Raw genomic sequence first — 13,355 nt, forward strand, 5'->3', positions numbered from 1 at the left:
CTGAGAAGGTTGGCCATTTTTGCATCCATTAATGGGGTAGGCGGTTGCTATGGGGCGACTCGTACTAAGCGTTTCGATTGCCCATCTGCCGTACGGGCAATGTATAAGCCTGGTGCAACAACAGCCGTTGGACGCCAGCGAACAACTCCATCAGCCTGCGTAGTGAGCTCAGCCACTGTGCGGCCCAGCGCATCTACAATCGTGACTTGTCGGCGGCCGCTATTTACTAAGCGAATGGTGACTTGCTCTGTGAACGGTATAGGGTAGGCTGCCACGTTGCTATTCTTCTGTGCATCTGAAGTAGACAGTATCGTGTTTACTACTCGCACCGTGATGATACGCGTTTCGAAGCCGCGCTGGGGCGAACTATTGTCGACAACCGTAACGGGAAAACGATAAAAGCCAAGCCGTGTTTGGGCCGTGGTTTGCCATTGCAGGGTGGCTTCGCCGGTAGTGGAGGTAGTAAACGTAGCGCCTGGCAGCGCGTGTTCTACGTCGGCATAGAGTTGGGTAGTCTGACCTGCATTGGGGTCAGTGCCGGAGAAATGCAAGGTCAATGGCCGACCAGCCAGTATGGTAATCGTATTCTCTATTGGTCGCGGTGTAGTTTCGTTGTTTACCTGTACCGCGGATAAGGTAGGATTAAGATTGTTGCCTGGGTTAACCAAAAGGTATGGTATTTCCCGCACAACGCTGCCAATCTTGACATACTCATTCCCAATTTTACGCAGCTCGTCTATGCGTACGGCTACGGCAAAATAGCTACCTCCATTCTGCACCGATGCAGGCAAGGAGGTAATAGCACCAGTAACCGTGTTCAGATCAAAAAAAGGTGCTGCTTGCACTGTAGTTCCAGAGGAGATTTGAAAAGAGGGTAGAGGGAATAGGTTGGTATATCCCCCACCAGGGTAGGGAGCAACGGTACCTGTGACGGGGTTATTGATAGTCCCAGCGGCATAGATTCCGTAAGGAACAGAAGTCCCACAGCTTGTCTGAGGCGAAACTAGGCTATATACTAGTGAGTCTCCATCTGCATCGGAGGCGCCATAAGCATACCGATTCTGCTGTTGCCAAAGTACTTGGGGTACTGGCAAATCATAGAATTGCGGAGAGCTGTTGGTAGGTGCTAATGCAGTATTTACCGTCGCCGCGATATAGAACTCATAGGTAGTATTACGACCTGCAAAATTATCGCCATACGTACGGTATTCATTCTGAGTACTTAGGGTCCAAGTCCCAGGCGATAGGCGCACGGTAGTTTCGAAAACGGCATTGTTATACACTCCATTGCTTAGAGCAAAGGGTGTATTTTTTATTACCGTAGGGGTCTGTATCTCAACTGTAAAATTCCGGCTATCTGAAGTTGTGCAGCCATCAAGCTGACATTTCAACTGAATGAACTCCTGTTTAACTAAAGAATAATCATTTGTGTAAAGCAAACATCGGACGCGGTACTGGTCACCAGTAAGGTGCTCGTACGTAATCTGGCCACCCAATAAGTGGGAAGCCTGCGTTGTTGGCAAGGCTAGTATCCATATACACAACACTAGCAAAAAGACACGGAGAAGTGAGAACATAAGAATATAAGTAGATAGTGTATTGATTTGTAGAAAGATATAAAATTACTGCTATTCACCAGCACTCGCCGCTGAATTACTATCCAGAATCTGAAATAGCTCGTTGAGCTTGGGTGTGAGGATGATTTCGGTGCGGCGGTTCAGGGCTTTGTCGGCGGCGCTGCCGTTGGGGGCCACGGGCAGGTATTGCGAGCGGCCCGAGGCCGTTACGCGCTGGGGTGCTACCCCGCTCACGGTAAGCAGGCGGGCAATTTCGGTGGCGCGTAGCACGCTCAGGTCCCAGTTGTCCTGCATACCCGCTGTGCCACGCGTGATGGGCACATTGTCGGTGTGGCCTTCCACTACCACGTTCACATCGGGTTGCTCCTGTAGCACCTGAGCCAGCTTTTTAAGCGCATCCTGGCCCTTGGGGTCTACCTTGGTAGAGCCCGATTTAAACAGCAGTTGCTCCGAAAGTGACACATACACTTTGCCGTTGCGTAGCTCTACTTTCAAATCATTAGACTTAAAACCGAGTAGCGCGTTGTTTACTTTGGCGCGCAAATCATTCACGGCTTTGTCTTTAGCGGCCAATGCTTGTTGCAGCTCCGCCAGCTTCGCTTCGCGAGTCTTCAGGTCTGTATTAAGCTGGTCGATTTGCGTGCGGCTCTTTTTCAGGTTTACATCCAGCTCACCGAGTTCAGCTTCGCGGCGCGCTAAGTCCTTGGCTACCTTGTCATAATCGGCCGATTTATTGGCAATGGCCCGGTCGCTGTTCTTGAGGAGCTTGTCGTACGAGTCGTTTAGCTCGCCGTACAGGCTCTGGGTTTTGCGCAGGATGTTGCCCGTTTGCGTGGAGTCGTTTACGAGGCGCTTCTTATCGAGGCGCAGCTGGGCCAGCTCGTCGTTGGCTTTTTGTAACTCTGCTACTGCCTGGCGCTGGCGTTTTTCTAAGTCTTCCTTCGCGCGCTGGGTAGCCGTTTGGCGAGCCTGTAATTCGTCGTATTTGCGGGAAGCTACGCAGCTGGGTAGGGTAGTAGAAGCGGCCACCACCAGAGCGGCCAAAGTCAGGGAAGAGAATTTATACACGGAATAAGCGTAGGTGAAACAGCATAAGCAGCGGGGTGGACCGATAGGGCCTACCCCGTAGCAAGGTAGCCAGTTGCCGGGGCAACTTCCAATTTCTATAGCCGGCACAAACCATTTTTCGGACTATATTTGTTGCTATCCGACGTTAAATACTGTGCTTGTTTCCAATGGTTTAGCTGGTATTCTTGCTCGAAATGCGGGAATGACCAGGCAATTCTTCTGCTCCGAAAGCCGGCCCGTAGCCACCCTGCATAGTATCTTTGTCGCCACACGCTTAGTATCCGCCCCTCAATTCTTACCTGATGTCTTGGTTTAAACGCGTAGAAAAAGGCATTGTCACGCCCACGGAGGAAAAAAAGGAAACCCCCGATGGCTTGTGGTACAAATGCCCGGAATGTAAAACCGTGGCTACCATGGCCGAGCACAAGCGCCTGCTCTATACCTGCGCCAACTGCAACCACCACGACCGCATCAACTCAGCCGAGTATTTCGAGGTGCTGTTTGATGACAACCAGTTCACCGAGCTGGACGCTGACCTCACTTCCGGTGACCCGCTGCACTTTGTTGATACCAAGCCCTACCCCCAACGCGTGGCGGCTACCGAGCGTGCCACCGGCCTGCACGACGCCGTGCGCACGGCCTACGGGCGCAGCCAGGGTGCCGAGTTGGTCATTGCCTGCATGGATTTCAAATTCATCGGGGGCTCCATGGGCTCGGTGGTAGGCGAGAAGATTGCCCGCGCCATCGACTATGCCCGCCAGCACCGCATTCCATTCCTGATGATCAGCAAATCAGGGGGAGCGCGCATGATGGAGGCCGGCTATTCGCTGATGCAGATGGCCAAAACGTCGGCCAAGCTGGCGTTGCTTTCCGAAGCTGGTGTGCCCTACGTATCACTACTCACCGACCCCACTACGGGCGGCGTAACGGCTTCGTTTGCCATGCTAGGCGATTTTAATATTGCTGAGCCGGGTGCACTCATCGGTTTTGCTGGGCCGCGCGTGATTAAAGAAACCATCGGCAAAGATTTGCCGAAAGATTTTCAAAGCTCCGAATTCGTGCTGGAACACGGCTTCCTCGATTTCATTGTAGATCGTAAAGACCTAAAGCAGAAGCTGGCAGATTTGCTGCACCTGCTGCGTCCGGCTGCAGTGGCCGAAGTGGTACCCGTGGCGGCAGCACGACGCTAGCTACGATGCCGGCAAAAGCGGCAAGCTTTTTGAAAAAGCCTCTTCAACTGTACTATTCAGATGTTGAAGAGGCTTTTTTCGTGTTGGAACTCTTGCTATACACATCCTTGGAGACTGAAAGTGATTTTGGATAAACATTTTTAGCCTAAGTACAGTACCCAACACCGAACAAGTATCGTTTCTCTTTCCCTACATTTTTTCACCAAAGTTCCTTCTGATGAAATCTCCGAACGCAATTATTTCGCTGTGCTTGGCGCTGATGCTGTTCCTGGGCTCGTGCGCTACTACGCGCAACCCTAACATTCCGGACGCTAACGGCACTGGTCCGCGCAAAACCGGCATGAACAAAACCACCAAGGGTGGCCTGCTGGGTGCTGGCGGTGGAGCCGTGGTAGGCGGCGTGCTAGGCCGCGTGATTGGTGGCTCGGGCGGCACGGCTGCTGGTGCTATCATTGGTGCTGCTGTGGGTGGCGGCGCGGGTGCCCTCATCGGCCGTAAAATGGACAAGCAAGCCGAAGAGTTGCAGCGCGATATGCAAAACGCCAAAGTAGAGCGCGTGGGCGAAGGTATCAAAGTGACCTTTGACTCGGGTATTCTGTTTGATACCAACAAGTCGGATCTGCGTCAAGCTTCAATGACGGAAATCCAGAAAATGGCTACTACCCTGAAGAAGTATCCCGACACCAACATCCTGGTAGAAGGCCACACCGACAACACTGGCACCGACGCTATCAACGACCCGCTGTCGTTGCGCCGCGCCCAGGCCGTGGCCAACTACACGCAGTCGCAAGGGGTAGATGCTTCGCGCATCACCACCAATGGCTACGGCTCCAAACAGCCTATTGCTGATAACTCGACGGAAGCTGGTCGTCAGGCCAACCGCCGCGTAGAAATCGCCATCTTCGCCAACGAGAAGATGAAAAAGGCTGCTGAAAACGGCACACTGTAAGCTCAACCATAGTTTGAGGCAAAGGGCTACTTCATACCGAAGTAGCCCTTTGCGTGTAAGAGTTGGGCAAAACCGAATCTACTTAAACTTGCGGTGGAGGCATTACGTTATAAAGCCTGAAATTTTTCTCATACAGGCCGTTTCTTGGCCTTCTACGATAGCAAAGACCATGAAAAAGTTACGTTTGCTTGCCCTTGCTGGCGCTTGTTTTTTTATGACTGAGTGCCGCACCAGCACGGCAGTGGGAGCCGGTGCCGGTGCTGTAGGCGGTGGCCTGATAGGCGGTGGTAAAGGCGCGGCCATTGGGGCCGGGGTAGGAGCTATTGGTGGCTCGCTCTATGGTAAAAGCCGTGATAAGAAAAAACGAGAAGAGCGCCGTGCCGAACGCCGGAATCGTCGCAACTAGTCGACGTAGCAAGCTAATCTGCTGTCAATACTGAAAAGGACCATCTATAGAGGTGGTCCTTTTTGTTGGGCTGGAGCAACTCTGCACCCAATGAGCACCAAGGGTAGGGATATCAATGGAAGTGCTGTTAGGCAAACGGCTCAGCACTTGCCCACGTTGGCACGACTCATTTTAGGTATTCGGCAAGGTAGGGCTGCCGAAACAGGTTTTACGGGCAATTATTTGATAATCAAATTAGAGAAATAGTTTGTGCTAAACTCATATCAAATAGGGGGATTTTGGCAAGGTGGTTGCCAAGAGGCAACAGACAGCCCGACGTTACGGGTATTCTCCCCATTTATTCGTTTGATTATCATGAAAACTTCCCGGTCTATCCTCTCTTTGCTGCTGGTCCTGCTTCTGCTGGGAAGCCATTTCGCAGAAGCGCAAACCACTACCACTAAAAAGCCCATGAGCAAAACCGCGAAGGGTGGTTTGCTGGGTGCTGGTGGCGGTGCTCTGGTGGGTGGCGTGCTGGGCCGCGTAATTGGCGGTAAAAACAGCACCGCTGGTGGCGCTATCATTGGTGCTGCCGTGGGTGGCGGCGCTGGTGCCCTCATTGGCCGTCGTATGGACAAGCAGGCTGCTGAGCTGAAGCGTGAAATGGCCGGCGCCACCGTAGAGCGTGTGGGCGAAGGCATCAAAATCACCTTCGACTCGGGTATTCTGTTTGCAAAGAATTCGTCTACGCTGACTTCTACTGCCCAGGACAACATTGCTACCCTAGCTGCTACCCTCAAAAAATACGGCGACACCAATGTGCTGGTAGAAGGCCATACCGACAACACCGGTACCGATGCCATAAACAACCCACTCTCGCAGCGCCGGGCGCAGGCCGTGGCTAATTACACGCAAAGCCAAGGTGTAGATGCCTCGCGTTTTCAGGTGACGGGCTACGGCTCGAAGCAGCCTATTGCCGACAACTCGACGGAAGCCGGCCGTAGCGCCAACCGCCGCGTGGAAGTAGCCATCTATGCCAATGAAAAACTGAAGAAGGCGGCCGAGAAAGGCACCATCTAACAGTAAACGCGTTGCCAGGTAAACTATATAGCCAGCGGCTTCCCTACCCAAGGAAGCCGCTGCTTTTTTAGGGGGTGGCAAGGCAACTCCGCGGGGCGCTTAGGGGTAGAAAGCTCATGACCAATGCCACCCCGCTTTCGCCCGCCCAAAAAACCTGGCAAGACCACCTAATCCTGAACGATTTTTACGGCGAACTGTCGTCTACCCCGCGGCGCACGCCCATGCGCGAGCTAATCAGCACCGTGTTGTCGCACCGCACCACGCACGCCGACGAGGAACTGGCCTATTCCCGCATGCTGGAAACCTTTGGCGACTGGGAAGGCGTACTAGCCGCGCCTACCTCCGAGTTGGCCCACGCCATCCGAACCACGCGCTGGCCCGATACGCAGGCACCGCGCATCCAGGATATTTTGCGCCGTATAAAGGCTGAACGGGGCGAGTTTACGTTGGATTTCCTAGCCGATTGGCCTACCGAGCGGGGCTTGCAGTGGCTGACGGATATGCCCGGTATCGGCCTAAAAACGGCTTCATTGGTGTTGCTGTTCAACTTTCAGAAACCGGTCTTGCCGGTCGATACGCATGTGCACCGCATTGCCCAGCGAGTAGGGATGATTGGACCAAAAGTGTCGGCAGAGCGGGCGCACAAGCTGCTGCTGGAGCAGCTGCCACAGGATGCGCGGGTGCTGCTCAATTTCCACAAGCACAACTATTGGCACGGCCAGCGCGTGTGCCTCTACACCAAGCCCGACTGTGCCCGCTGCCCCCTCAAAGCCTTCTGCGACTATTACATTGAGCATTATGGCCCTGCCACGCCTGAGGCGCTGGCCGCTACCCCCAAACGCTGGGATACGGCTTGGGGGGAACTGCCTCACTAAGGTTGGTTAAGCAGCACGACGTATCAAGCTCTATACTATCTCAACAGATTAATTCTCTCTTTCACTTCAATGTGGAAAGCATGCAAGGAACTGGGTACATTCTCTTTATAGGAGTCCATGTACCAGTACCTTTTCTGGCCATCCTGTTGTATTTCCACATAATATGTGTAAGCATCAGCCACTGCATTAATGTTGACATCTCCGTCTGGCATAGCCAGCAAACTTGCGGGAATCTTATCCGACAAACCTTGCACTTGATCATACGAGGCTTGGCTTCTTAGTACGTACTTTCCTTGTTCGTGGAGAAATGGGGGTGTGCGAGTAGTATCTTCATACAACTGGTGTTGCACGTTGTCAAGTTTGTAAGTCTTGAAACGGTGCTCATCAAATTTTCCAAAGTCTCCAAATCCGTAGGAAAACGCTCCAAATACTATATAGTCCGATTTGGGAGAAGCATCTTCTTTTGAGCAAGCTGAGAATAGGGACAAACTTAAGAGGATAGCAGTGAGTTTTAGTAGTCTCATATGACATTAGGTATAGATGGTGTAAGTGGTAGAGTCTTCCGCAGCCAATAAGGTTGCAAGGTTTGCCCTGTAGTAGCAGGTAATATTTACCTTCGTGTTCTTATGCGTCTTGTTCGTCATCCGGTTCTGTGCAATTACTACGTCACCTACCGGTGCAATGCGAAGTGCTCGTTCTGTGACATTTGGGAGAAGCCTTCGCCCTATATCAAACTAGAGGACGTAGAACAAAACTTGCGCGATTTGAAGCGCCTGGGCGTGTCGGTGGTGGATTTCACGGGCGGAGAGCCGCTGCTGCACCGGCAGATTCATGAGTTTGTGGGGCTGGCGCACGATATGGGCTTCATCACAACGCTCACCACCAACTGCCTGCTCTACCCCAAGTACGCCGAGCGACTGCGCGGCAAAGTGGACATGCTGCATTTCTCCCTCGATGCCTCCGAAAAAGAAGTGCACGACCGGGGTAGGGGCGTGGCCTGCTACGATTTCGTGCTGGAAAGTATTCGGGTGGCGCGGGAAATGGGTGAGCGGCCTGACATTCTGTTCACCGTCTTCCGCGAAAACCTGAAAGACCTGGAAGCCGTGTACCGCGACATTGCGCAGCCCAACAAGCTGATGCTGATTCTGAATCCGGCCTTTGATTACAACAGTGTAAATACCGGCGAACAACTAACAACAGAAGAGCTGGATTATCTATCGGCCTTTGGCCGCCGCAAGGGCGTCTACCTCAACGAAGCTTTCATCCAGCTCCGCCGCGATGGGGGCAACCATGTGGCTGCGCCCGTGTGTCGGGCAGCCAGTACTACCTTGGTCATCTCGCCTAGCAACGAGTTAGTGCTACCCTGCTACCATCTGGGCCAGCAGAAATTCCCGGTAGACGGCCGCTTGTTCGACCTGTATAATTCTGCCGAAGTGCAGCGCCTGGCTGCGCTGGAAGGCCGCCTACCCCAGTGCGAAGGCTGCACCATCAATTGCTACATGCAGCCCAGCTTCGCCGTCGAAACCAGCAAGTACTTCTGGCAAGCCCTACCTAGCACCGTGAAATACAACGCGGCTAAAGGCACCTGGAAACGGATGCTGACGCGGTGAAAGGGTGAAGTGGCGAATGAAAAGTATCTGTCATCCTTCATCTGGCGTCCGCTTGCGAAGGACCTCAGGCCTACAAAACGAGTAGTTGGTACGCCTGCCGTGCAGACGTGAGAAGGTCCTTCACTGCGCTCAAGATGACAACTGTATTTTTACTCTTGACTTCATAATCTCACCATCTCATCACTTCACTGTCTATGCTTCTTCTACCTGTTCGCGGCAAACTCCCTGAAATTGGATCTGACTGCTATGTAGCTGACAACGCTACCATTGTGGGCGATGTAGTGCTGGGTGCTCGTTGCACCGTGTGGTTCAACGCCATTATTCGCGGCGATGTGAACAGCATCCGCATTGGCGAGCAAACGAATATTCAGGACGGGGTAGTAATTCACTGCACCTACCAACGGGCTGCTACCGTTATTGGCAGCCGCGTGAGCATTGGGCACCGAGCCATTGTGCACGGCTGCACCGTGGAAGACGACGTGCTCATTGGTATGGGTGCCATCGTGATGGACCACGCCGTGGTAGGCTCGGGCTGCATTATTGCGGCTGGGGCGGTGGTGCTGGAAAACATGCAGTGCGAGCCCGGCTACCTCTATGCCGGCATCCCAGCCCGCAAAATCAAGCCCGTGACCGATGAGCAGCGGGCTACCATCCAGCGCACGGCCGATAACTATGTGCAGTACGCCAGTTGGTTTAAACAGGCGTAACCGACGGTCTGGTATTACAAATCCAGTTCCTCAGTCAGATTTGCTACTTCCTGCGGGCGCGTCACGCGGAGCTGTACCAACTCTACGGCGCGGCGGGAGCGTTGCAGCACCCGAAACTCGTAGTTATCGAGTACTGCCACGTCGCCCACGTCGGGAATGTTGCCGTAGATCATGTTCAGCAAGCCGCCTACCGTCTCGTAGTCGTCTCCCTCGGGGAGGGGGTAGGGCAGGTACTCGTTGGCATCAGGAATAGGCGTGGCGGTATTTACGCGGTATTCATTTTCCGACACCTTCTCTACCACCGGTACTTCGTTGTCGTACTCGTCCTGAATTTCGCCTACCAGCTCTTCGATGATGTCCTCAATCGTAACGATGCCCGACACACCGCCAAACTCATCTGATACGATGGCCATGTGCATGTGCTTGCGCTGAAACTGTCGCAGCAAGCGGTTGATTTTCTTGGTTTCGGGCACAAAATAGGCTGGGCGCATAATGCGCGACACCACAATTGGCTCGCCGCGTCGCACAAGTTGCAGTAGGTCTTTCACGTAGAGCACGCCCACAATGTTGTCGATGCTACCCTCGTACACCGGGATGCGTGAGTAGCCTTCACTGTAGGCAATTTCCAGCACCTGATCTTGAGGCGCGTTGATATCGATGGCTGCTATTTTGGTGCGGGGCACCATGATCTGCTTCACCATGCGGTCGTTGAACTCAAATACGTTCTCAAGTAGCTCGTGCTCTGAGTTTTGTAGTTCTCCACTTTGCATGCTCTGGTCGAGCAGCAGGCGCAGTTCTTCGGTGGTATGCACCTCATGTTCCGAAGCGGGGGCAACCCCCATCAGGCGCAATACCGCATTGGAAATCGTATTCATCACCCAGATAATAGGAAAGGTGATGAAATAGAAACCACGCAACGGCGCGGCGATGATTAAGCTAGTGGCCTCTGCCCGCTGAATGGCCAACGACTTAGGAATCAGCTCCCCAAAGACGATGTGCAGCAGCGTGATCAGTCCAAAAGAAATGGGAATGGCAATGCTGTGGGCGGCGGCCAACGGCATATCATAGCCTAGGCTGTGCATCACGACCAGCACAATGTCTACTACTACATCCTCGCCTACCCAGCCCAGCAGCAGCGAAGCCAACGTGATGCCCAACTGTGTAGCCGAGAGGTAGGCGTCCAGTTTATGCAGCAAGCTGAGCGTTAGCTTCGCAAACCGGTTGCCTTCTTGCGCTCGTATTTCCATTTGCGAAAGACGAACTTTCACCAGCGCAAACTCAGCCGCCACAAAAAAGCCGTTCGCCAACACAAGCAGAACGGTAAATAAGATTTTTAAGCCCATAGGTACGGATGCTGTAGCTCACGCGGCTCAGCACCCTTTGTATCGCAAAAATACGAGATTATTGCCAAGCGGTTGGGGCTACTTGCTGATAAGAAAGTAAGCCACTGGCTGAAACCTCAACCGAACGAAGCTGTTACGTCCGCAGGATATCGTGCCAGCATGCAACCCTGACACACTAATTTTGTGTTACTTCCTACCGTTCTTTGCGCTGCACGCACTCCAACGTGTCGAAAAAAAAGTTTATGTCTACTCTCAAAAAGCTAGTACCGCTGCTGGTGCTTCTGTTGTTGCCGCTATGGCCCGTTGCGGCGCAGGTGCTCACGCCTACCAAGCTCACGGCCGCCGTTAGCAAGACGACGGCAAAGGTGGGCGACGAAATTGACCTGATCATCAATGCGCGCATGGAGCCCAACTGGCACCTCTATGCCACCAATTTCGACCCCGACCTGGGGCCGACCGTCTTCACGCTTGCCGTTCCGAAAAACGCCGCCTATACGCTGGTAGGCTCACCGAAGTCGGTAGGAGAGAAGAAGAAGTTTGACGACGTGTTCAAGGGCGACGTCACGTATTTTGAAGGCACCGGCCAAATTAAGCAGCGCATCAAGATTCTGCAGCCCGGTACCCTCACCATCAAAGTCGAAGCCGATTACCAGACGTGCACCGATGTGGACGGTCGCTGCGTACCTGGCAACGAGACGCTCAGCTTCGGCCCTGTTACAGTAAGCGGCACGGGCGCTGTAGCACCGCCTGCCGCTACGCCTACCCCCGCCACGGCTGCCCCAACCGTAGCACCGGCTACACCTACTGCAGCGGCTGCAGTGGCCACCGCACCAATCGCTGTTCCCGATGCGTCCATCGCTGCCCAAGACACTGCCACGCTGGGTACCGCTGTTGCAACGAAATTAGCCGGTCCGGCAGCCGTCACGGCCGTGCCTACCCCTGGTGCTTCTGTGGCAGCCACGGCGCCCGCTGTCGATCCGGCGGCAGGCGGGTTGTGGGCGTTTGCCTTTGGAGCGTTTGTGTTCGGGCTGGGCGCGTTGATTACGCCCTGCGTGTTCCCACTGATTCCGATGACGGTTTCATTTTTTACCAGTGGTGGCGACAGCCGGCAGCGGGGCATCACCAAGGCCGTGGTCTATGGCTTGTCCATCATCTTTATTTACGTAGTGATTGGCTTGCTGGTGACCATTCTGCTGGGTGCCGATGGCCTCAACCTCATCAGTACACACTGGCTACCCAACCTGATTTTCTTTGCCGTTTTCGTCACGTTTGGCCTGTCGTTTCTGGGGTTGTTCGAAATCACCCTACCCCACGGCATGGTCAATAAGATTGACGCGCAGGCGGACAAGGGCGGCTGGGGCGGTGTGTTTTTCATGGCGCTCACGCTGGTAGTAGTGTCATTTTCGTGCACCGGGCCTATTGTGGCCACCATTCTGAGCCTGGCGGCGCAGGGTGAGCGCCTCACACCGGTAATCGGGATGTTGGGCTTTTCGCTGGCGTTTGCGCTGCCGTTCACGCTGTTTGCCATCTTTCCGGCTTGGTTGAAAGGCCTACCCCGCTCGGGCGGCTGGCTGAACACGGTGAAAGTAGTGTTGGGCTTTGTGGAGCTGATGCTGGCGCTGAAGTTCCTGAGCATGGCCGACCTGGCCTATCACTGGAACCTGCTCTCCCGCGATCTATACATCACCCTCTGGATTACGCTCTCGGGTCTGCTGGGCCTCTACCTGCTGGGCCGCTTCAAGCTCTCCCACGACTCTGACCTACCCCACCTGAGCGTAGGTCGGTTGCTGATGGCTGTGTTAGCCTTTGGTTTTATGGTGTATCTGGTGCCAGGTTTATTTGGAGCACCGTTGCCCCTGCTGGCGGGCTACCTGCCGCCCCAAACCAGCCGAGACTTCTCGCTGGCCTCTACGGCGCCTTCTGTTGTGCCAAGTGCCGCTGCCACCAACACACTCTGCGAAGAGCCCCGCTACGCCGACTTCTTGGAACTGCCTCATGGCCTGCATGGGTACTTCGATCTGGCACAAGCTCAGCGCTGTGCCAGAGCTCTAAAAAAGCCCATCTTTATTGATTTCACAGGTCACGCCTGCGTAAACTGCCGCAAGATGGAAGCTACCGTGTGGAGCGACCCACAAGTGCTCAAGCGCCTGCGCGACGACTACGTAGTGGTAGCACTGTACGTAGACGATAAGGCAGCGCTGCCCGCCAACGAGCAGTACACCTCCACCCACGATGGCAAGGAGAAAACCACGCTTGGTAAGAAAAACGCTGATTTGCAACTCACCGGCTTCAACGTAAACGCCCAGCCCTACTACGTGCTGCTCGATCCTGAGGCCCCCGCCGACCTGGCACATACGCTAGCCCCACCTATTGCCTACGAGCCCGACGTGGCCGCTTTCGTGCGCTTCTTAGACGCTGGTCTGGCGCAATATCAGCGGCAAAATCAGCCGGTGGCAGTTCGCTAACGGCAGCTTTTCCCGCATCACGTCGTCTATCATCAGCAAACGAGAAAACAGCAGAAATTGCTGTTTTCTCGTTTGCGCTGTTTTGGCCCTATTGCTAATCTGCTCT

Annotated in this window: 12 protein-coding genes; 8 read left to right on the top strand and 4 right to left on the bottom strand. The window is 54.1% G+C overall.

Going from position 1 to position 13,355, the window contains the following annotated elements; translation table 11 throughout:
- Positions 1-47: 47 nt before the first annotated feature.
- Entirely contained in the window at positions 48-557 is a 510-nt protein-coding gene (locus tag MUN82_RS00295) for a T9SS type A sorting domain-containing protein (RefSeq protein ID WP_245093828.1), read from the bottom strand.
- A gap of 1,071 nt (positions 558-1,628) precedes the next feature.
- Positions 1,629-2,645, bottom strand: a complete 1,017-nt coding sequence (locus MUN82_RS00300) for an OmpA family protein (protein WP_245093829.1) — start codon at positions 2,643-2,645, stop codon at positions 1,629-1,631.
- Between the two features lie 302 nt (positions 2,646-2,947).
- On the opposite strand from MUN82_RS00300, the gene accD reads away from it, so the two are divergent.
- The 5 genes from accD (at position 2,948) to MUN82_RS00325 (ending at position 7,124) form a co-directional block, all read left to right on the top strand.
- On the top strand, positions 2,948-3,835 hold the full coding sequence (gene accD, locus MUN82_RS00305; protein WP_245093830.1) for an acetyl-CoA carboxylase, carboxyltransferase subunit beta: 888 nt from the start codon (positions 2,948-2,950) through the stop codon (positions 3,833-3,835).
- 217 nt (positions 3,836-4,052) lie between these two features.
- On the top strand, positions 4,053-4,784 hold the full coding sequence (locus tag MUN82_RS00310) for a YiaD family glycine zipper/OmpA-like lipoprotein (RefSeq protein ID WP_245093831.1): 732 nt from the start codon (positions 4,053-4,055) through the stop codon (positions 4,782-4,784).
- 169 nt (positions 4,785-4,953) lie between these two features.
- Positions 4,954-5,190, top strand: a complete 237-nt coding sequence (locus MUN82_RS00315; RefSeq protein WP_511184981.1) for a YMGG-like glycine zipper-containing protein — start codon at positions 4,954-4,956, stop codon at positions 5,188-5,190.
- 354 nt (positions 5,191-5,544) lie between these two features.
- Positions 5,545-6,249 (top strand): YiaD family glycine zipper/OmpA-like lipoprotein, encoded by a 705-nt coding sequence (locus MUN82_RS00320; RefSeq protein WP_245093833.1) that lies wholly within the window; start codon positions 5,545-5,547, stop codon positions 6,247-6,249.
- A 116-nt stretch (positions 6,250-6,365) separates the two neighbouring features.
- Positions 6,366-7,124 (top strand): endonuclease III domain-containing protein, encoded by a 759-nt coding sequence (locus MUN82_RS00325; protein ID WP_245093835.1) that lies wholly within the window; start codon positions 6,366-6,368, stop codon positions 7,122-7,124.
- A gap of 35 nt (positions 7,125-7,159) precedes the next feature.
- Here MUN82_RS00325 and MUN82_RS00330 read toward each other — a convergent pair whose 3' ends face one another.
- On the bottom strand, positions 7,160-7,648 hold the full coding sequence (locus MUN82_RS00330; RefSeq protein WP_245093836.1) for a hypothetical protein: 489 nt from the start codon (positions 7,646-7,648) through the stop codon (positions 7,160-7,162).
- 102 nt (positions 7,649-7,750) lie between these two features.
- Between MUN82_RS00330 and MUN82_RS00335 the strand changes: the two genes are divergently transcribed.
- On the top strand, positions 7,751-8,734 hold the full coding sequence (locus MUN82_RS00335; protein WP_245093837.1) for a radical SAM protein: 984 nt from the start codon (positions 7,751-7,753) through the stop codon (positions 8,732-8,734).
- A 194-nt stretch (positions 8,735-8,928) separates the two neighbouring features.
- A complete protein-coding gene (locus tag MUN82_RS00340) occupies positions 8,929-9,441 on the top strand; it encodes a gamma carbonic anhydrase family protein (RefSeq protein ID WP_245093838.1) in 513 nt (170 codons plus the stop codon).
- A 14-nt stretch (positions 9,442-9,455) separates the two neighbouring features.
- On the opposite strand, the gene MUN82_RS00345 is transcribed toward MUN82_RS00340, so the two are convergent.
- Positions 9,456-10,784: a hemolysin family protein gene (locus tag MUN82_RS00345; RefSeq protein ID WP_262922832.1), complete on the bottom strand. Its 1,329-nt coding sequence runs from the start codon at positions 10,782-10,784 to the stop codon at positions 9,456-9,458.
- A 242-nt stretch (positions 10,785-11,026) separates the two neighbouring features.
- Here MUN82_RS00345 and MUN82_RS00350 point away from each other — a divergent pair, with 242 nt between their 5' ends.
- Positions 11,027-13,249, top strand: coding sequence for a protein-disulfide reductase DsbD family protein (locus tag MUN82_RS00350; RefSeq protein ID WP_245093840.1), 2,223 nt, complete (start codon positions 11,027-11,029; stop codon positions 13,247-13,249).
- The last annotated feature ends 106 nt before the right edge of the window (positions 13,250-13,355 follow it).

Source organism: Hymenobacter aerilatus (assembly GCF_022921095.1).
GTDB classification, from domain to species: domain Bacteria; phylum Bacteroidota; class Bacteroidia; order Cytophagales; family Hymenobacteraceae; genus Hymenobacter; species Hymenobacter aerilatus.